Source organism: Ruegeria sp. A3M17 (assembly GCF_003318255.1).
Taxonomy (GTDB): Bacteria; Pseudomonadota; Alphaproteobacteria; order Rhodobacterales; family Rhodobacteraceae; genus Ruegeria.
In genome coordinates this window covers 96,998-116,871 of the sequence record NZ_QOCF01000025.1, presented here as the reverse complement: position 1 = coordinate 116,871, position 19,874 = coordinate 96,998, and the positions used below count along the sequence as shown (strand labels likewise).

Below are 19,874 nucleotides of genomic sequence, written 5' to 3'. Positions count from 1 at the left end.
GGATTGTTCAAAGAAAATGAAAACCGACTCCGGCCACGGCCATCAGAGCCAGGGTCATTGCCATGCCGAATTTTAGCTTGAATATCAACACCCCGGCCATGAACGTCAAAAACAGCGCTTTTATGTTCAGTGTCGCAAGTTCGGGCCATGGGATGGTTAGGGGTCCCCATGCCAATTCCGGGATTGTTCCGAAAAGAACGTTAAGAGCAAACCACACGGAAAGGTTGAGAATCACGCCAACAACCGCTGCTGTTATTCCGTGCAAGGCTGCGGACAGCCGTGGACGGGCGGCCAGCTGGTCCAGATAGGGCGCGGCAAGAAAGATCCACAGGAAACACGGAACAAACGTGGCCCAGAGCGCGACGGCACCGGCAGCAAGTGCCAAAGGGATGCCGCCCGAAATCTGCCCCGTCAGCATGGCCACAAATTGCGTCACCAATATCAAGGGACCCGGCGTTGTTTCCGCCAGCCCCAGCGCATCAATCATCTGATCTGTGCTGATCCACTGATACTTGTCGACGACGGTTTGGGTCATATACGCTAGAACCGCATAGGCGCCGCCGAAGGTAACAACAGCCAGGCGGGCGAAGAACCACCCGAGATCGCTCAGCAATTTTTGCCCAGTCACGCTCAGCAACACCAATGGGCCAAGCCATAGGGTCAGCCAGATGGCACAGGTGCGCAGCGGGCGCGTCGCACTTGGGGCAGGGGGTGTTTGGGCGGTGCTGGCCTCACCCTTGAAACTCAGATACCCCCAAAGCGCTGCAGCTAGAATGATCAAGGGAAAAGGCAAGTTAAAGGCAAAGATTGCAACAAAGCCCAATCCGGCGATTGCCCGGTGTTCCACATCGGTCAGGGCTTTGCGCGACAGGTTTCTAAGCGCCTGAAGGACAATGATGATTACCGTGGCCTTCACCCCAAGGAAAGCGGCCTGAACCAGAGGCAGATCACCAAAAGCTGCGTAAAGCCCGACCAAAACGGCGATGATCAGCGCGCCAGGGATGACGAACAGGCCGCCGGCGATCAACCCTCCGGTCACGCCGCGCAGCCGCCAGCCGGCGTAAGTGGCAAGTTGCATGGCCTCGGGCCCGGGCAACAGCATGCAAAGAGACAGCGCCCGCAGATACGATTGTTCGTCCAACCACGGGCGTTTTTCCACCAATTCGTGATGCATCAGTGAGATTTGCGCCGCAGGCCCCCCAAAGGACAAAAGCCCGATGCGTCCAAAGATACGAACCAGCTCCGATAGGGTCGGGGTCATGATTTGCGATCCATTGGCCAGTCGTGTTGTTCTTCAAACCCGTCGCGCGCCCAGCGATACAGCGCATCGTACAGGTGCATTCCTGCAGCAAGATTTTCGTGATCGTCGCGGTATTGCCGGGACAACCCGACAGAGACCGCAAGCAACCCGGCAGCTTCTGGTGCAAGGTCATGCCGATTGGTGTCTGCGGCCCGAACGACCGTTGCAAGCCGATCCAGCGCGGGCGTGTGCAGTGCGAATTCGTCCAGCATCGTGTCAAAGGTGCATTTGTCTTGCCTGTGGCTCCAATGAGCGCCTTCGACGTCAAAAGGGGTCGCGTCAAATATTGCAGCGGTGGCTTCGACTTCCGACGGGGCAACAAACAGGAACCGAGCATTTGGGTCCACAAACCGCCGGATCAGCCAGGGGCAAGCGATGCGATCGATCTTTGGGCGGTGTCGGGTCACCCAAAGGGAACCTTTGGGCTGCAGCATCGAAAATGCTTTCGCAGGCACACGCGGAGCGTCTGGCATGTCTCGCCACGCAAACATACCTCCCTCCAGATATTCGGCTTTTACACCTTCGCCTCGCAACCAAGAAACAACGGCCTGGCTGAGCTTCTTGCCTTTCTGGCAAACCACGACTGCAGGTCGCTCACCGATCAGGTTGACCAGCCCTTCGATATCCTTTGCAGGATGGCGCATAGAGCCGGGAATAAGATTGGGGTCAGCCTCAAAATCCGCATCCATACAGATGTCGATCAGTATGGGGCCCTGCGGCGTACCTATCAGTCTCAACAATTGCTTTGGGGTGATCGAGTATGGTGCGGGCATAGCATGTCTCCTGGTTTTGTCGGATACATGCGAAACTTGGGCTGACGCCTCACGGGGTGTTCGCAATCTTACCCCATGGCACTTGCTACCGCGTAAGCGCCGAGGGGGTCAAGAATGCTTAGGCGATCAAGCCCAATCCAGCCTTTGACCGGTCATACACACAGGCAAAGTGTCCTGCGGAAACTGGCCGAGCTGTTCGAAGAGTGAGATGAAATCGAACTGGTTATACGCCTCAACCATTCGACCGTTTTTGATCCGCCCCATGACGCTGCCGGTGGCCTGAAGCGGGGCACCATTATCGGCGCGTGTCGTACGCAAGTGAATGATGGCGGATACCCAATCGCCGTTTTCGATGATTTTGGGCATGTCGACCTGAATATCGCCAAGGATATGGCGAAAGGCCATGACAAGATCCCGGAAATCATCCGCGCCGACCAGCATTTCCGGAATAAGCCCTTCAGCCATGGCTTCGGGGGCAAAATACTGGTCAATCGCGTCTGTATTGCCGTTTTCCCAAACTTCGGAATACCACTCTCTGAGTAGATCTGCGTGCGACATCCCAGCTCTCCTTATTCTGCTGGGGTCAGCATGAGACCAAATAGTGAAAAAACTCTGAACATGAACATGCTCAGCGAAAAACTCAGACTTTAAGTAGAAAGTGCAGGTTTCTGTTGCCAGGTACCTGCGAACCCCGCCTTACGCGGCTAGGCGCAAGGGCTTAAGTTTCGGTCTTGCTACTGCTTACGCAGCAACTGCAACCGGAGCACGATTGTCATTTGCAATTGTACTTTTCGGGCCGATACGGTGGCACCCCGCCGAGACAAAGCTAACCCCTTTAGACGTTCGTCGATCCTATTTCGGCCCCATGATCCCCAAATGAAGGATGTTGGTGGAGCCGCCGGGTACCGCCCCCGGGTCCGATCCGCTTATTACGAGCGCGTTTATGTCCATAGTCCCGAAGGACATACCCTATATAGGTGAGCCAGCGGCCGGATGCAAACCGGGAATCGTACCGGGCCTTTGAAATAATTACAGTAGGTTAGGCGGCCCTATTGATGTTTGCCAGTATCAACCAAAGCGCAAGGACCAGTTCGATTCCACCAAAAGTAACCGCTTTGAACAAAGGCGGGTTGTCCAGAAAGACTGAAACAAACCGGCCCAATGCCGCGCCCGCATAGACAACCCCTAGCATGGCGTAGGCCATCGGGTTGTTGAGGATCAAAACCGCCACCCCAGTGACGACGAAAAGCCCGCCGACCGAAGCACGCATCTCGCTCAGTCCCATGTTGCTGTTGGTGGTGCTCAGATCCAGCGCGCCCAAGGTAAAACTGGGCGCGAGAAACCCGAACAGGCCGAACCCAATGGTCATGAGGGCTGCAATCACGTTCAAAGCGGTGGTCATTTCATTTTCCTTACGCCGGATTACGTCGCTGCTGCGCCACGTCTTGCGCTAATTGTCTTGTGTAGCTCTCAAGTTCAACTAGCGTCGTGTCCACTTTGGTCGAGTCGCGATCTTCCAGCGCGTCGGCGATCTGATTGTGGAAGGCAATAATTGCTTCCCGAGACCGCGCCGTGAAAGTGATCATGTTCATCAGCGGCTGCATCGCCTCGACCGCGCCGGCCAGTTGATAAGACAGTACGGGATTGCCGGCACCATCAACCAGCGCTCGGTGAAACGCCACGTCCGAGGCGCAGAATGCCTCATCCGTCAGGCCCGGTTGGGATTGGCGGTGAACTTCGGCCCGCATGGTGGCCAGTTGATCTGCGGTTCGGCGTTGCGCGGACAAGGCGGCGCAGGCGCGTTCGAGAGCGAAGCGCGCTTCGCAGGCGGTGTCGAAACTGATCGCATTCATCGACAGCAACAGGGTCGAAGTCGTTATCTGCTGAGAATACGCGCCCTCAAAACTCAACCGGTTCACAAATGCACCACCGCTTGCACCGCGTTGCGTGCGGATAAGGGATTGTGCCGCCAGACGCTTCAAAGCCTCGCGCACGGTTGGGCGAGACACCTGGAATTGCTCGGACAATTCCGCCTCGGACGGCAAACGTTCATCCACGATCAATTCGCCAGAGATGATCGCGTCACGAATGGCCTGAGCGATCTGCGCAGACAGATCAGCAGGTTTTTTTGGGTCGATTTTCATATTCCGGGGACCGTCGGTGAATTTTTATTTGTCTGACATTTAAAAGTCTGACATTTGAAAAGCAAGGATTGAGTCGGGAGGAGCGCGTGAGTCGCACAGTTCTACGCACTGCATTTTGGCTGGGGTTTTATGCCCTGATCCTGTCCGCGTGGTGGGTCATGTTCACCATGAGTCGCGACATGGATCTGGATTGGATCGGTCGTCCCGGTCCAATGGGACAGGCCATGGCCGCGATGGATCCGCGCATGGACATGTATATGCCCATGGCCGAGTTTGGCCCGCTGTTCTGGATGTGGGCTATCATGATGGCGGCTATGATGCTGCCGACGCTCGTGCCGACGTTGCGCAGCTATGACGATCTGATCCGCAGTGCCAATGGCTCGCGCGCAGGTTGGTTGGGTGTTCTATCCGGGTATCTGGTCGTCTGGGTTGGCTTTGCAGCTTTGATCACCGGTGTTCAGTTGGTGCTGTTGTTTGGTGGGGTCGTTGACATGCTGGGCATCGGCAAATCCGGGTATTTCGCGGGCGGCCTGATGATCGCCATCGGCGCATTTCAGTTCACCCGCGCGAAAGAGGTCTGCCACGGCGTCTGCCATGCCCCCATGACCTATTTTCTGGGGCACTGGAAAACCGGGTTCACTGGCGGATTGCGCATGGGGCTGGGACTGGGCGCGTTTTGTGTGGGCTGCTGCTGGGGCTTCATGGCGCTCGGCTTTGTTGGCGGTGTCATGAGCCTGTTGTGGATGGGCCTAGCGACCCTGTTCATGGTTTTGGAGAAACTACCCCAGATCGGACACGCAGTGACCCGACCGATGGGATTTGCATTGATTGCGGGCGGTCTTGTTCTGCTCGTCTATCCAATAAGCTACGGAGGATAAACCTATGGCTAAGAACAGAAAAACAGAGGCCGACAAGCTGCCGATCAGTCAGCGCATTGACAGCCGTATGCCTAATCCCAAGCGGCGCGAGATGAGCCCGACAGATTGGGCAATCAAAGGCGAATTGATCCTGAACTGCTCATGCGATGTGTTCTGCCCCTGCGTGGTTTCGTTGGGCGCGCATCCTCCGACCGAGGGGCATTGCCACGCGTGGATGGGTATTATCGTTGATGACGGTCACTATGAGGGCGAAGATCTGTCCGGTCTGAATGTCGGGCTGCTGGTCGATATTCCGGGCCGAATGGGCGAAGGCCAGTGGAAAGTGGCCGCTTATGTAGATGAGCGTGCCAGCGGCAAGGCCTACAACGGTCTGTTGCAAATCTTCAGCGGTCAAGCGGGCGGGACCACCGGTTTGTTTACCATGCTGGTCAGCGAGATTATCGGGGCCGAGCGCGCGCCGGTTCAGATTGAGCGCGACGGCAACAAGCGCCGCATCGCGATTGGCCGCAAGATTCAGGGTGAGATTGAGATGCTGGGCGGCAAGGACCCCGAGCATCCGGTCATGGTGTCGAACTCGAAGTATTGGATGGGGCCGGACATCATCGTTGCACGTGGGACGAAGTCCAAAGTGCGCGACTACGGCCGTGTTTGGGACTTTGGCGGCAAATCCGCCGAAATCTGCCCAATCGACTGGCATGGGCCCAAGTGATGATCACCGCCGCCTATGCGCAAGAGATGGCTCGGTATAATCACTGGCAAAACAGCCAGTTGAAGGGGTTCCTTGCAGCGCTTTCGAATGAGGAACTGACGCGCGAGCGCGGAGCATTTTTTGGTTCGATCCTGGGCACGGCAAATCATCTGCTTTGGGGGGACTGGATATGGATGTCGCGGTTTGACAAAGGGCAGGGTCCCGGCGGCGGCATCCCGGAAAGCCCGTCACTCTGCGCCGATCTGGCAGAATGGTTGCCGCTGCGCGATCAAATCGACCAGCGGATCTCTCAATGGTCTGCGTCTTTGAATGACGAGGATCTGCGCGGCCCCTTCACATGGTTCTCGGCCGCAAAAGAAGCCGATGTCACGAAACCCTATGCGCAATGCGTCATTCATTTCTTCAACCACCAAACACATCACCGGGGTCAGCTGCATCAGATGTTGACCGAAACAGGTTCTGCTGCACCGGTGAGCGATCTGGTTTTTCTGCCTGAGGAGGCTTAAGTGGCACAGATCTCACTCTCGCGTCGCCTGCGCCGAACCCCTTTTTCGGATGGTGTCGAGGCTGCAGGGGTTAAAGGATTTACGGTTTATAACCGTATGTTATTGCCCACTGTTTTCGAATCCGCTGAGGCGGATTATCGGCACTTGAAAAGCCATGTGCAGGTTTGGGATGTCTCATGTGAACGGCAGGTCGAACTGCGTGGGCCGGACGCCGCGCGGCTGATGCAGATGCTAACGCCACGGGACCTGCGGAGGATGTTGCCCGGTCAGTGCTTTTACGTTCCCATTGTCGATGAAACAGGCGGAATGCTGAATGATCCTGTGGCGGTGAAGCTCTCGGAAGATCGGTGGTGGATTTCGATTGCCGACAGTGACTTGCTGCTTTGGGTCAAGGGCATTGCCAACGGATACCGTCTGGATGTGCTGGTCGACGAACCCGACGTATCTCCGCTGGCGATACAGGGGCCGAAGGCGGATGATCTGTTGGCCCGAGTCTTTGGCGACCGTGTGCGTGACATTCGCTTTTTTAAGTTCGACAAGTTCGAATTCGAGGGACGTGAACTCGCGATTGCGCGTTCCGGGTATTCCAAACAAGGTGGTTTCGAAATCTATGTCGAGGGTTCGGACATCGGTATGCCCTTGTGGAATGCGCTGTTTGCGGCGGGCGAAGACCTGCACGTCCGTGCGGGCTGTCCCAATCTAATCGAACGGATTGAGGGTGGGTTACTGTCATACGGCAACGATATGACCGACGACAACACGCCGCATGAATGCGGTTTGGGCAAGTTCTGTAACACCCATACGGCGATCGGTTGTATTGGCCGAGACGCTCTGCTGCGCGTGGCCAAGGAGGGTCCGGTTCAGCAAATCCGTCCGATCGCAATCGACGGCGACGCCGTGCCACCATGCGACCGCCCTTGGCCGGTAGTGGCTGCAGGCAAGCGGATTGGCCAGATTACGTCGGCCGCTTGGTCCCCGGATTTCGACACCAATGTTTCAATTGGAATGGTCAAACTGAGCCATTGGGAACCCGGCACACGGATCGAAATTGAAACACCGGACGGAATGCGTGGCGCTACCGTGCGAGACAAGTTTTGGATATGAACGGGAATTATCAGTTCAGCAAAGGCTGGTGACTGGTTGAAAAGAAAGGAAAGTTGAAATGTTCAATGCGTTGGTAATGGATAAGGACGAAGACAGCGGACTGGCAAGCGCTTCGGTCAAACAGCTTTCCGTTGGGGATCTGCCCCATGGCGAAGTAACAATCGCTGTTGAGTATTCAACGGTGAACTACAAGGACGGCCTTTGTATGTCGCCGAAGGGAGGCGGGCTGGTTCGCAGCTACCCGCACGTGCCCGGCGTTGATTACAGCGGCACGGTCGAGGCGTCCTCGGACGATCGCTATAAGCCCGGCGACAAGGTCGTTCTGACCGGCTGGCGCGTGGGTGAAGCGCATTGGGGTGGATATTCCCAAAAAGCCAACGCCCTGGCCGACTGGTTGGTTCCCTTGCCCGATGGTTTGGACACACGTCAGGCCATGGCTGTGGGCACGGCCGGTTTCACAGCAATGTTGGCGGTTATGGCGCTTGAGGATCAAGGTATGCAGCCGGGACATGGTCCTGTCCTGGTGACCGGGGCTGCTGGCGGTGTTGGTTCGGTTGCGACCGCCATTCTGGCCAATTTGGGCTATGAGGTAGCTGCCGTGACAGGTCGGCCAGAAGCGGGTGATTATCTGAAATCACTCGGCGCCACCACGATTGTCCCACGTGAGGACATCAATGAAACCGTGAAACGCCCGTTGGAAAGCGAGTCCTGGGCCGGGTGCATTGACGCGGTGGGGGGCGAGATGTTGGCACGAGTGCTGGGTCAGATGAAATACGGTGCCTCAGTCGCAGCCGTTGGTCTGGCCGGAGGGGCAGGGCTGCCTGCAAGCGTCATTCCGTTCCTGCTGCGCGGCGTCAACCTGCTGGGCATCGACAGTGTGATGCAGCCCTATGACAACCGGGTGCGTGCATGGCAACGCGTCGCAACCGACCTGCCGATGAACATGCTTGAGGCAATGGTCCATCCCGCGACTCTGGGCGATCTGCCTCAATTGGGTGCGGATATCCTAAAGGGGCAGGTCAAAGGCCGTGTTGTGGTCGATGTAAACGCCTGATTCCTATGCACATGACCGACCAGACTGACATCAGTGCTGGTCGGTTCGGTTGCCATTGAAAGAACCCGAAAATACCAGAAACACCTCTGGTCATTGGCGCAATTCCGGATCATCATTGCTATACATCCCAATTGCGATGGACTATGAGCCATGCAAAACAGCACCTGAAGACGGGGAGTGAGCAGCATGTCTGACGATTTTGAATTGGACACCGACGATCTGAAGCGCCGCATGGACGGCGCCATGGGCAACCTGAGAACCGAATTCGCTTCGCTGCGAACAGGCCGTGCGTCGGCGTCGATGCTGGAACCGATCATGGTTGACGCCTATGGGTCGATGACCCCGATCAATCAAGTTGGTACCGTGAACGTCCCCGAACCGCGTATGGTGACGGTGAATGTTTGGGACAAAGGCTTGGTGGGCAAGGTTGAAAAAGCGATCCGCGAAAGCGGTCTGGGCATCAACCCACAGCTGAACGGCACCATCATCATGCTGCCGATCCCCGAATTGAACGAAGAACGCCGCCGCGAGCTGGGCAAGGTTGCCGGGCAATATGCCGAACACGCCCGCGTTTCGATCCGTAACGTCCGTCGCGACGGCATGGATCAGATCAAGAAAGCCAAGGCTGACGGCATGTCAGAAGACGATCAGAAATTCTGGGAAAGTGAAGTTCAGGACCTGACCGACCAGATGATCAAGAACGTAGACGCCGCGCTTGAAAACAAGCAGGCCGAGATCATGCAAGTCTGAGCCCGCATCATGCCTGACACCTCTCAACCCGCATCCGCCACAGGACCGCGCCATGTCGCCATCATCATGGATGGGAACGGTCGTTGGGCACAGGCGCGCAACCGGCCTAGGCTGTTTGGGCATCAGGCCGGTGCCCGGCGGGTACGGGAAGTGGTTGAGGCCTGTCCGGACTTGGGCATCAAGTATCTGACCGTCTTTGCATTCTCAACCGAGAACTGGAAACGGACCCAGGTCGAAGTAGCCGGGCTGATGAGCCTGTTTCGACGGTACATCATCAAAGAAGCGCGCAACTTGACCAAAGCTGGTGTGCGCGTACGCTTTATCGGCGATCGGGTTCGACTGGATTCCAAGCTGACCGAACTGATGGACACTTTAGAGGCTGCAACCCAACACAACGATCTGGTGCATCTGACCATTGCGTTAAATTATGGCGGGCGGGATGAGGTTGCCCGGGCGACCAAACGGTTGGCGCGTGACGTCGCCGAAGGCCATTTGCGTCCCGAGGATGTGGACGAGGAAACCCTGCCCAAGTATCTGGATACGCACGTTCTTCCCGATCCGGATTTGGTGATCCGGACCAGCGGCGAAGCCCGTATATCCAACTTTCTTTTGTGGCAATCGGCCTATTCGGAATACGAATTCATCGACACGCTCTGGCCTGACTTCACTTCGGCCGAGCTGGAACGGCTGTGCCGAAACTTTGGAAGCCGTGACCGGCGGTTCGGAGCGGTTCCGGCATGAGCGAGGGCCGATGGTCTGACCTAACTGCCCGTGTTCTGTCTGCTGCGGTGCTTGTGTGCATCGGTTCGGTCGAAGTGTGGCTGGGCGGGCTGTGGTTCGAAGCCTTTATCGCAATCGCCTGCGGATTGATGACCTGGGAACTCGTGCGGATGATCGATCCGGACCGCAATGGTGTGGCGATCCAGTTGGGCATTCTCACCGGTGTTGCGGTCGTGCTCAGCTATCATCTTCCACCGCTTTATACGCTGCCATTCCTGCTTGCACCGGCCTTGGTCGGGGCAGGGCAAATCAGCCGCTCCAAGGGGATCTACGCGCTTTTCGCTCTCTGGATCGCTGCGTCGGGTCTGGGCTTCATCTCAATCCGCGAAAACATGGGGTTCGGCTGGATGGTCTGGCTTATCTCGGTGGTCGTGGCAACGGATGTTGCCGGCTATTTTGTTGGCAAAACCTTTGGCGGACCTAAGTTCTGGCCAAAGGTCAGCCCAAAGAAAACATGGTCGGGCACGGCAGGCGGGTGGGCTGCAGCAGCTGTGGTTGGAACGATCTTTGCTGTGCATGCCGGTTTTGGCGTCATGTTTGTGGTGATTTCGGTGCTTGCGTCGATGGCCAGTCAGGCCGGGGACATTGTCGAAAGCGCAACAAAGCGCAAATTCGCGGTCAAGGACAGCTCGAACCTGATACCAGGTCATGGCGGGTTTCTGGATCGCTTTGACGGCATGATGGGTGCGGCCTTGTTCGTTTTGATAGCCGGGATTCTCTATTCCCCCGGAGCGATGTGATGCGCAAAATCTCAATCTTCGGCGCGACCGGATCAATTGGGCAAAACACAATCGATCTGATTGATCGCGACCCTTCGTCCTATGACGTCGTCGCGCTTTCGGGCGGGGCGAATATCGAAAAACTGGCCGAAGATGCCCGGCGTTTGAACGCCGATGTGGCAATTACGGCCTACGAAGGCCGGCTGGATGATCTGCGCGCGGCCCTTGCAGGTTCGGGCGTCGAAGTGGCCGCTGGTCAAAATGCGCTGACCGAAGCTGCGGCACGGCCTGCCGATTGGGTTATGTCGGCCATTGTCGGCGCCGCCGGTCTGGAGCCGGGCCTAGAGGTACTCAGGCAAGGCGGCACGCTGGCGTTGGCCAATAAGGAAACGCTGGTCTGCGCCGGCGCGTTGGTACTTGAGACAGCCAAAGCAAACAACGCGCGGCTTTTGCCGGTCGACAGCGAACATTCAGCCGTATTTCAGGCGCTTGTCGGCGAGGATATGTCTGCGGTCGAGCGTATCATTATCACTGCAAGTGGCGGCGCCTTTCGCGATTGGCCGCTGAGCAAGCTGGCGCATGCAACGGTCGAGCAAGCCTCGAGCCATCCGAACTGGGATATGGGGCAGCGGATCACAATCGACAGCGCATCTATGTTCAACAAAGCGCTGGAGCTGATTGAAACCAAAGAGTTCTTCGGCGTGTCCCCGGATCAGATCGAAGTGCTGGTGCACCCCGAATCCATCGTTCACGCCTTAGTCGGGTTCCAGGACGGCGCTGTCATGGCCCATATGGGTGCACCGGATATGCGCCATGCCATCGGGTACGCTCTCCACTGGCCCGACCGAAAGGGTTTGCCGGTCGAACGGCTGGACCTTGGCAAACTTGGGCAGCTGAGGTTCAGTGAACCCGATGAGGCGCGGTATCCCGCGCTGCGCTTGGCGCGCGCCGTGATGGCACGCGGTGGCCTGTCAGGTGCTGTGTTCAACGCCGCCAAAGAACGGGCGTTGGATCGGTTCGTCGCGCGCGAAATCGGTTTCCTTCAGATGGCCGAGATAGTCGAGGCCGTTCTGGACAGATTCGAGGCCGCAGGTGGCCTTATTGATGCCCCTTTAACTCTTGATAACGTGCTGCAAACGGACCATTTGGCACGTACATGGGTAGATGACATCGTCATCCAACGAGCAGGATAAAATTTTGGACGTACTTTCTCTGATCCCTCAGTTTGGCAATTTGCTGTACACGATCATTGCCTTTGTCATCGCACTTTCGGTGATCGTCGCGGTGCACGAGTACGGCCATTACATCGTTGGACGCTGGTCCGGTATCCATGCCGAGGTGTTCTCGGTTGGGTTTGGCCCGGTTCTCTGGAGCCGCATCGACAAGCGCGGCACGCGGTGGCAGATCGCCGCGCTGCCTTTTGGTGGGTATGTCAAATTCCTAGGCGATGCGAATGCGGCGTCGGGCAAAGACGAAACCGCGATGGAGGAAATTACCGAACAGAGCCCGGAGGATTTGCGCCGCACTATGCATGGTGCACCTCTTTGGGCCCGATCGGCCACGGTTGCCGCAGGCCCGGTTTTCAATTTCATCATGTCGATCCTGGTGTTTGGTCTGATTTTCCTGACCCAGGGCGTGACCAAAGACCCATTGACCGTTGGGACCTTGCACTCTTTGCCCGGCACTGTTCAGCAATTGCAGGACGGTGACGAAATCGTCGCCATTGGCGGTGTGGCTGTGCCCGATTTCGACGAGGCGGGCGCATGGGCCGACTTTGTTGACGTGTTGCCGGTGGAACCGGTTCTGGATTATACGGTCATCCGCGATAGTCAGACCATGGATGTGACCGGTCCCTGGCTGTTTCCGCCCCTGATTCAACAGGTTACGCCTCGTAGTGCGGCCATGGATATCGACCTTAAGCGTGGTGATGTCATCACGTCGGTCAACGGGGACCCGATCTTTGCATTTGATCAGTTGAAGGAGCATGTCGAAGGGTCCGACGGGAGGGTTCTGCTATTGAATGTCTGGCGCGACGGGGCAGATCTTGAGTTCGCACTTGCCCCACGCCGCACGGACGAGCCGCAGTCAGAAGGCGGCTTTGTCACGCATTGGCGCATCGGTATCGTTGGCGGCATGATGTTGGAACCTGCGACCGAGGCGGCTGGTGTTCTTGAATCCATTTCCGGCGGTGCACGTCAAACTCTGCGCATTATAGACGGGTCGCTGTCGGGTATCTGGCACATGGTTACAGGGGCCATAAGCACCTGCAACATGTCCGGCCCCATTGGTATTGCCGAAACCTCCGGGGCGATGGCCAGCCAAGGTGCGCAAAGCTTCATCTTCTTTATCGCTGTGCTGTCTACGGCTGTCGGGCTGCTGAACCTGTTTCCGATCCCTGCATTGGATGGCGGGCATCTGGTGTTCTACGCATATGAGGCTGTGGCAGGTAAACCACCAAGCGATGGTGTGCTGAAGGTTCTGATGGGGGTAGGGATATCGTTAATCCTGGGTCTGATGGTCTTTTCCGTGTCCAACGATCTGTTCTGCTGATTGTGGCTGCGGGCGCCAACAAAAGCCGCATTTTCGCCCCAATCCGCGCTTAGCCTACCTGCGTCTAAATTTTTGTGTCAGAGGCTCAAATGACAAACACGCTGCGGAAATCTTATCACAGTTTTAGATTCCTGTTCATGCTGAACTGGGACGTTCTGCTGTTTTTCGGCGCGACCGCACTGGCGATTGGTGGCTGGGCTGTCGTTGTCAGCATGTGATTCTCGCCACATTTTAAATACAACTTGCAGCGGCCCACTGGGCCGCTTTGTGTTTTCGTCTTTTGACAAGGAAACTTAATCTCGCTACTCAACAATAAAGTCCTAAAATTCTGGGTAGAGAAAAAAATGACTGATAGGCGAGGCGCAGGCACATCCTGCGGGGGGCAGAAGCCAACAAACAAGATTTTGTGGCAGACGCTACGTATTTTTTCCTTTGTAATTATAGCTAGCTTAACCTTCTTACCGGAGGTTGCGCGCGCGCAAAGCTACACTATCAATTCGTTCGATGTTGAGGGTAACAGGCGGATCGAAAGTTCGACAATTATTGCCCGGACTGGAATCCAACCCGGCCAGACAGTGACTGCCGGACAGTTGAACGACGCGTTTCAGCGTTTGCTTGACAGTGGTGTTTTTGAGACAGTTGAACTGACGCCGCGCGGGAGCACTCTGGTGATCGAGGTCGAAGAATATCCGACGATCAACCAGATCAGCATCGAAGGCAATCGTCGCGTAAAAGACGATCTTTTACTTGAGGCCATCAATTCTCAGCCCCGCCGGGTTTTCACACCACAGCTTGCTGAAGCCGACGCGGATCAGATCGCCGAAATCTATTCAGCGCAGGGCCGCGTTTCCGCGACTGTTATCCCGCGCATCATTCGCCGCAGCGACAACCGCGTCGATCTTGTCTTTGAAATTGCCGAAGGCACCACGATCGAGGTCGAGCGTGTAAGCTTCGTCGGCAATCGGGCATACTCGGATCGCCGCTTGCGCCGAATTCTTGAGACAAAGCAGGCCAACATTCTGCGTACCTTCCTGCGCGGCGACACGTTTATCGCTGACCGGATTGAGTTCGACAAGCAAGTCATTCGCGACTTTTATCTTTCGCGTGGATACGTGGATTTCCGCGTGAACAGCGCAAACGTCGAATTCACCCGCGAACGTGACGCGTTCTTCCTGGTGATGAACATCACCGAGGGGCAGAAGTTCTCGTTCGGTAAGATTTCGACCGTCAGTGAAATTCCCGGGGTGGATCCCGCCGTATATCAAGCGGCGTTGAAAATCCGTCCGGGTGTGACCTATTCCCCGTCTCTGATTGAAAGCTCGATCGCGCGTCAGGAACGGTTGGGTTTGAAACAGGGTGTTGATTTCCTGCGGGTCGAACCGCGGGTCACACGTAACCCCCGCGATCTGACGCTGGACGTTCAGTTTGTTCTGACCAGAGGTCCGCGGATTTTTGTTGAACGTATCGACATCGAAGGCAACACAACGACACTGGACCGCGTGATCCGCCGCCAGTTCGATACGGTCGAAGGTGATCCGTTCAACCCGCGCGAAATCCGCCAGAGTGCCGAACGTATCCGTGCCCTTGGGTTCTTCGCCGTGGCTGACGTTGAGCCGCGCGAAGGGTCCACGCCCAGCCAAGTGATTGTGGATGTGGATGTCGAAGAGCAGCCCACCGGCTCGCTGAGCCTCGGTGGTAGCTACTCGATTTCCGACGGTTTCGGGATTGCAATTGGACTGAACGAATCCAACTTCCTGGGTCGTGGTCAAAACCTTGGCTTGACCCTTTCGACGGCGCAGGATTCCGAGCAATACATCATTAACTTCACCGAACCATATTTGCTGGGTCGCCGGTTGCAGTTCGATCTTGGTCTTGGCCTGGCATCGACGAATTCGAGCTTTGCAAGCTACGATACCAAGCGCGTCTTCTTCGAGCCGCAGCTGAGCTACGCGATCAGCGAATTGTCTTCGCTCCGTCTCCGCTATGGTTGGAACCGCAGCGAGATGACGCAGCAGGACGATGAAGTGAACGGTGCTGTTATCGCTTCGGAAATCGAGCAGGGCAAACGGACATCCAGCACACTGGGCGTATCTTACCTCTATGATAGCCGACGCGGTGGTCTGAACCCGAATGCGGGCGTTTTGTTTGAGGTGGGCGTTGATGCGGCCGGTCTTGGCGGCGACAACGAGTTCTACAAAACCACAGCGCGCGGTATTGCGCAGACACGTGTCCTGAACGAGGAAGTTGTTCTGCGGGCATCGATGGAAGTAGGTGCACTGCATTGGCAGGGCGACGACTTCAGCCGAGTGCTCGACCGCTTCTTGATTGGTCCGAACACGTTCCGTGGCTTTGAACCTGCGGGCCTGGGTCCGCGAGACCTGTCGAACGGCCAGGACGATGCGATCGGTGGTAACTACTACTGGGTTGCCCGCTTTGAATCAGACTTCCCACTTGGCCTGCCCGAAGAACTGGGTTTGCGCGGCGGTGTGTTCTACGATGTTGGTAACGTCTACAACATCAACAACGTGAACACTGCTGGTGCCGACATCGTGGGTGCGGACGGGTCTGTCCGCCATGTGATCGGTGTGTCGGTTCTGTGGGAAACGCCTTTTGGGCCTCTGCGGTTCAACTTCTCCAAAGCTTTGAAGAAAGAAGACTTCGACAAGGAACAGAACTTTGACCTGACTGTTCAGGCGCGGTTCTGATCGCCAGATGTTGAACCGGATATGTAATGAAGTGCAGGGCCCAATTCGGGCCCTGTGCGTTTTTCTGGTGCTGGCCTGCGTGTCGACCGCTCAGGCGCAGCAACTAGGCGTTCCTCAGGCGAATGTTCTGACACTGTCCAGCGACCGGTTGTTTTCCGAGTCGCAATTTGGTCGCCGCGTCATGCGCGAGATCGAAATCGAAGGCACATTGCTGGCTGACGAGAATGAACGGATCGTCGCTGAGCTGAGCAAGGAAGAAAAAGACCTGACCGAAAAGCGCGCAGAACTGCCAACCGAGGAGTTTCGCCCTCTGGCCGAGGCCTTCGACAATAAAGTTCAGTCGCACCGCGAAAGTCAGCGCGCCAAACTGGACGCCCTTGCACGCCAAAGCGAGGAAGCGCGGCAGACTTTTCTGGTTCTTGTGCAACCGATCCTGATCGAGTTGTTGCGCGAATCCGGGGCATCGGTGGTTATCGAGCGGTCCAATGTCTTTCTCAGCTCGGACCGAACCGATGTGACGGACACGGCGATTGCGCGGATCAATGAACAGATTGGCGATGGCAGCCAACTTGAAGACGAGAGCAAAGAATAGGTTTGCTTGCCCTTGAGGCGCGGTGTTGCTAACCACGCGTCAAAGAGAAATCCAGAACGGGACGACTGCACTATGACCACGGAAACCAAAAGCGCAGACATTCAGCTGATCCAGCGGATATTGCCTCACCGCTATCCGTTTCTGCTGGTCGACAAAGTCGTCGATATCTCGGGCTTTCAATCGGCTGTTGGCATCAAGAACGTCACCATGAACGAGCCGCATTTCCAAGGGCATTTTCCGGGAACCCCGATCATGCCGGGCGTGACCATTGTCGAGGCGATGGCACAGACCGCAGGGGTCATGCTGGGCGTGGGCATGGATGTGATCGACAGTGAGCTGCTGATCTATTTCATGAACATCGACAAATGCAAATTCCGTCGCAAGGTGATCCCGGGCGACGTGCTTGAGATGCATGTCGAAACGGTTCGCGGTAAAAAGGGTGGCAAGATCTTCAAGTTCAGTGGCCGTGCCACGGTCGAAGGAGAGGTCGCGGCCGAGGCCGAATTCTCGGCCTATGTCGACTGGGATATGGAAAAGACCAAATGAGCGGCATCCATCCAAGCGCAATCATCGAAGACGGCGCGCAGATTGGTGAAGGCTGCGTCGTAGGTCCGTTTTGCTATGTGGGTCCTCAGGTCAAGCTTGCGGATAGGGTCGAGCTGAAATCGCATGTCGTGGTGACCGGCGATACTTCGGTCGGTGAAGAGACCGTTATCTTCAACTTTTCGGTCATCGGAGAGATCCCGCAGGATCTGAAGTTCGGCGGTGAGAATACGCGCCTTGATATCGGCAAACGCAATCGGATTCGCGAACATGTCACGGTGAATACCGGGACCGATGGTGGCGGTGGCGTAACGCGGATCGGAGATGACTGTCTTCTGATGGCGGGCGTGCACGTGGCCCATGATGTTCAGATCGGCAATCGGGTGATCATGGTGAACCATGCCGGCGCAGCGGGTCATTGCATCATTGAGGATGACGTGATTGTCGGTGGTATCTCTGGATTGCACCAGTGGGTCCGCGTTGGGCGCGGCGCGATCATTGGCGCGTTGACCATGGTTCCGAATGACGTGATCCCATATGGCCTGGTTCAGGCGCCGCGTGGCGAACTTGATGGTCTAAATCTCGTCGGCCTCAAACGGCGCGGTGTCTCACGTGAGGATATTGCCGCTTTGCGGGCGGCCTTCCGCGAATTGTCGACTGGCGATGGTACGTTCATGGAGCGCGCGCACCGGGTCGGCGCGGATAACGAAAGCGAATACGTTCAGCGGATCGTCGATTTTGTCACCGGACATTCGGATCGGTCTTTCCTTACACCGGGGAAATAAACAATGCTGGCGCTGATTGCTGGAACAGGCGTTTTGCCGGGTGAAGTTGTCGCGCAACTGTCCGACCGCCCGGTGGTCTGCGCCATGGAGGGGTTCTGCCCGGACACTCTGACCCCGGATGTCGAGTTTCCCCTGGAACAGGTTGGAACCTTTCTCGCCGACATCAAGGCGCGGGGTGTGACCCAGATCTGCATGGCAGGTGCCGTAGGCCGCCCGCCCATTGATCCTGCAAGGATCGATGCTGCAACAATGCCTTTGGTCCCAATCCTGCAACAAGCCATCATGTCCGGCGATGATGCGGCGCTGCGCGCAGTCATCGGCATTTTTGAGGATGCAGGTCTGGAGGTTAAGGCAGCCCATGAAATCGCGCCGAACCTTCTTCCGAAACTGGGATGTCTGACGCAGGCGCAACCTTCTGAGGCTGATCTGGCTGATGCCGACCGCGCCTCGGGCGTCGTGCGGGCGATGGGTGCTGCGGATGTGGGGCAGGCCTGCGTGGTTTCAAAACGGCAGGCGCTGGCCATCGAAGGCATTTTCGGCACCGCATGGATGTTGCAGTCGCTGACTCAGCGCCCTGATGCGGGTGGCGGCATTCTGTTCAAAGCCCCGAAACCAGATCAAGACGTTCGTGCAGATCTGCCTGCGATCGGGCCTGATACTGTGTCCGGTGCCGTTGCGGCGGGCCTGTCGGGAATTGTGATCGAAAAGGGCGGCGTCCTTGTGCTTGAGAAAGACCGAGTGATTGCGGAATGTGATCGGCTTGGCCTGTTCCTTTTCGTTCGCGAGCGGACGAACTGATGCGGGTTTTCGTTGTCGCCGGTGAACCTTCGGGGGACCGGCTTGGCGGCGCGCTGATGGAAGGTCTGCGGTCTCTGGTTCCCGAGGTTGAATTCCAGGGCGTCGGCGGTCCATTGATGCAGGCGCAGGGGTTGGGCAGCCTTTTTCCCATGTCTGAATTGTCGATCATGGGACTGGTCGAGGTTCTCCCCAAGTTCTTTCACCTCAAACGTCGGATTTCTGAGACAGCGCAGGCTGTTCTGGATAGCAATCCAGATGTTCTGATCACCATCGACAGTCCCGATTTCTCATTGCGGGTTGCCAAGCTGGTCAAAGCGCAAAGTACTATTCGCACAGTTCATTATGTTGCCCCCAGCGTCTGGGCCTGGCGTCCCGGGCGTGCGAACAAGATGGCCAAGGTCATCGACCATGTACTGGCCCTGTTGCCATTCGAGCCGCCCTATATGCAGCGCGCGGGTATGGAATGTGACTTTGTCGGGCACCCTGTTGTCAGCGAACCAGTGGCGACCAAACAAGACATTCAGGCCTTTCGCGAGGCGTACGGTTTGGGCCAAGCGCCCATCGTTCTGGCCTTGCCCGGTTCGCGGCGGGGTGAGGTGGATCGTCTGGCTCCGGTCTTTGGTCAGGCGTTAAGCCTGTTTCTGAAACAGCGCCCTGACACGCGTGTCGTCGTACCAGCTGTGGCCCATATGGTTGATGCGGTCACCGAGCAAGTTAAGGACTGGTCAGGGTCGCCCGTCGTGGTTGACCCGCGGGACTTGCCTTCAGATCAGGCTCAGGCGCAGAAAAGGGCGGCTTTTGCTGCGTCTGACCTTGCGCTGGCAGCGTCTGGTACAGTTTCGTTGGAACTGGCCGCACAGGCCACGCCAATGGTGATAGCCTACAATCTGAACTGGCTGACGACACTAATCGCAAAGCGCATGGTGAATTTGGACACAGCGACGCTTGTCAATCTGGTGTCTGAAACGCACGCGGTTCCCGAATGCCTGCTGGATGATTGCGAGCCGGACAGGATTGCCTCGGCACTCTCAGACGTGGCCACCAGTCCGGATGCACAGCGCAGCGCGATGGACGTGACCATGGATCGTCTGGGGCGGGGCGGAGAAGCGCCGGGTCTGCGCGCCGCCCGAGCGGTTTTGAACAGGCGGCCCAATCGCCATGATTGAGCACATCCTGTTCGCATT

The 19,874-nt window shown here is 56.9% G+C and carries 22 protein-coding genes and 1 other RNA gene; 17 read left to right on the top strand and 6 right to left on the bottom strand.

Annotated features, from left to right (window positions below; all coding sequences use genetic code 11):
* Nucleotides 1-7 precede the first annotated feature (7 nt).
* From chrA to DS906_RS13570, 6 genes are all read right to left on the bottom strand, one after another.
* Nucleotides 8-1,261, bottom strand: a complete 1,254-nt coding sequence (chrA, locus tag DS906_RS13595; RefSeq protein WP_113790680.1) for a chromate efflux transporter — start codon at nt 1,259-1,261, stop codon at nt 8-10.
* Nucleotides 1,258-2,073: a chromate resistance protein ChrB domain-containing protein gene (locus DS906_RS13590; protein ID WP_113790679.1), complete on the bottom strand. Its 816-nt coding sequence runs from the start codon at nt 2,071-2,073 to the stop codon at nt 1,258-1,260. Before DS906_RS13590 ends, chrA begins: the two co-directional genes overlap by 4 nt.
* 126 nt (nt 2,074-2,199) lie before the next feature.
* A complete protein-coding gene (locus DS906_RS13585; RefSeq protein ID WP_113790678.1) occupies nt 2,200-2,631 on the bottom strand; it encodes an ester cyclase in 432 nt (143 codons plus the stop codon).
* 99 nt (nt 2,632-2,730) lie between these two features.
* Nucleotides 2,731-3,076: a transfer-messenger RNA gene (gene ssrA / locus DS906_RS13580) on the bottom strand.
* Between the two features lie 36 nt (nt 3,077-3,112).
* Nucleotides 3,113-3,475, bottom strand: coding sequence for a DUF4345 family protein (locus tag DS906_RS13575; RefSeq protein ID WP_113790677.1), 363 nt, complete (start codon nt 3,473-3,475; stop codon nt 3,113-3,115).
* Nucleotides 3,476-3,485: 10 nt separating this feature from the next.
* Nucleotides 3,486-4,217, bottom strand: a complete 732-nt coding sequence (locus DS906_RS13570; RefSeq protein WP_113790676.1) for a FadR/GntR family transcriptional regulator — start codon at nt 4,215-4,217, stop codon at nt 3,486-3,488.
* A gap of 86 nt (nt 4,218-4,303) precedes the next feature.
* Here DS906_RS13570 and DS906_RS13565 point away from each other — a divergent pair, with 86 nt between their 5' ends.
* The 17 genes from DS906_RS13565 to lpxB all read left to right on the top strand — a co-directional run bounded on the left by DS906_RS13565 (nt 4,304) and on the right by lpxB (nt 19,856).
* The gene (locus DS906_RS13565; protein ID WP_233494788.1) at nt 4,304-5,095 is read left to right on the top strand and encodes a DUF2182 domain-containing protein; all 792 of its coding nucleotides are present in this window, start codon (nt 4,304-4,306) and stop codon (nt 5,093-5,095) included.
* 4 nt (nt 5,096-5,099) lie between these two features.
* On the top strand, nt 5,100-5,804 hold the full coding sequence (locus DS906_RS13560) for a DUF1326 domain-containing protein (protein ID WP_113790675.1): 705 nt from the start codon (nt 5,100-5,102) through the stop codon (nt 5,802-5,804).
* Entirely contained in the window at nt 5,804-6,310 is a 507-nt protein-coding gene (locus DS906_RS13555) for a DinB family protein (protein ID WP_113790674.1), read from the top strand. The genes DS906_RS13560 and DS906_RS13555 overlap by 1 nt, the downstream gene beginning before the upstream one ends.
* Nucleotides 6,311-7,414, top strand: a complete 1,104-nt coding sequence (locus DS906_RS13550; protein WP_113790673.1) for a dimethylsulfoniopropionate demethylase — start codon at nt 6,311-6,313, stop codon at nt 7,412-7,414.
* Nucleotides 7,415-7,472: 58 nt separating this feature from the next.
* Nucleotides 7,473-8,468 carry an acryloyl-CoA reductase gene (gene acuI, locus DS906_RS13545; protein ID WP_113790672.1) on the top strand — a complete coding sequence of 332 codons (996 nt, stop codon included), beginning with the start codon at nt 7,473-7,475 and terminating at the stop codon, nt 8,466-8,468.
* 186 nt (nt 8,469-8,654) lie between these two features.
* A complete protein-coding gene (frr, locus tag DS906_RS13540) occupies nt 8,655-9,218 on the top strand; it encodes a ribosome recycling factor (RefSeq protein WP_113790671.1) in 564 nt (187 codons plus the stop codon).
* A gap of 9 nt (nt 9,219-9,227) precedes the next feature.
* Nucleotides 9,228-9,959, top strand: coding sequence for an isoprenyl transferase (locus DS906_RS13535; RefSeq protein ID WP_113790670.1), 732 nt, complete (start codon nt 9,228-9,230; stop codon nt 9,957-9,959).
* Complete coding sequence (locus tag DS906_RS13530; RefSeq protein ID WP_113790669.1) at nt 9,956-10,738, top strand: phosphatidate cytidylyltransferase; 783 nt, start codon at nt 9,956-9,958, stop codon at nt 10,736-10,738. The genes DS906_RS13535 and DS906_RS13530 overlap by 4 nt, the downstream gene beginning before the upstream one ends.
* Nucleotides 10,738-11,910 carry a 1-deoxy-D-xylulose-5-phosphate reductoisomerase gene (gene dxr, locus DS906_RS13525; protein WP_113790668.1) on the top strand — a complete coding sequence of 391 codons (1,173 nt, stop codon included), beginning with the start codon at nt 10,738-10,740 and terminating at the stop codon, nt 11,908-11,910. The genes DS906_RS13530 and dxr overlap by 1 nt, the downstream gene beginning before the upstream one ends.
* 4 nt (nt 11,911-11,914) lie before the next feature.
* Nucleotides 11,915-13,267, top strand: coding sequence for an RIP metalloprotease RseP (rseP, locus tag DS906_RS13520; protein WP_113790738.1), 1,353 nt, complete (start codon nt 11,915-11,917; stop codon nt 13,265-13,267).
* A gap of 89 nt (nt 13,268-13,356) precedes the next feature.
* Nucleotides 13,357-13,485, top strand: a complete 129-nt coding sequence (locus tag DS906_RS22640; protein WP_255415405.1) for a hypothetical protein — start codon at nt 13,357-13,359, stop codon at nt 13,483-13,485.
* A 126-nt stretch (nt 13,486-13,611) separates the two neighbouring features.
* On the top strand, nt 13,612-15,972 hold the full coding sequence (bamA, locus tag DS906_RS13515) for an outer membrane protein assembly factor BamA (RefSeq protein ID WP_113790667.1): 2,361 nt from the start codon (nt 13,612-13,614) through the stop codon (nt 15,970-15,972).
* Nucleotides 15,973-16,003: 31 nt separating this feature from the next.
* Nucleotides 16,004-16,564, top strand: a complete 561-nt coding sequence (locus DS906_RS13510; protein WP_233494787.1) for an OmpH family outer membrane protein — start codon at nt 16,004-16,006, stop codon at nt 16,562-16,564.
* Nucleotides 16,565-16,636: 72 nt separating this feature from the next.
* Nucleotides 16,637-17,110, top strand: coding sequence for a 3-hydroxyacyl-ACP dehydratase FabZ (fabZ, locus tag DS906_RS13505; RefSeq protein WP_113790665.1), 474 nt, complete (start codon nt 16,637-16,639; stop codon nt 17,108-17,110).
* A complete protein-coding gene (lpxA, locus tag DS906_RS13500) occupies nt 17,107-17,892 on the top strand; it encodes an acyl-ACP--UDP-N-acetylglucosamine O-acyltransferase (RefSeq protein ID WP_113790664.1) in 786 nt (261 codons plus the stop codon). Before fabZ ends, lpxA begins: the two co-directional genes overlap by 4 nt.
* A gap of 3 nt (nt 17,893-17,895) precedes the next feature.
* Nucleotides 17,896-18,690, top strand: a complete 795-nt coding sequence (locus DS906_RS13495; protein WP_113790663.1) for an LpxI family protein — start codon at nt 17,896-17,898, stop codon at nt 18,688-18,690.
* The gene (gene lpxB / locus DS906_RS13490; protein ID WP_113790662.1) at nt 18,690-19,856 is read left to right on the top strand and encodes a lipid-A-disaccharide synthase; all 1,167 of its coding nucleotides are present in this window, start codon (nt 18,690-18,692) and stop codon (nt 19,854-19,856) included. Before DS906_RS13495 ends, lpxB begins: the two co-directional genes overlap by 1 nt.
* The last annotated feature ends 18 nt before the right edge of the window (nt 19,857-19,874 follow it).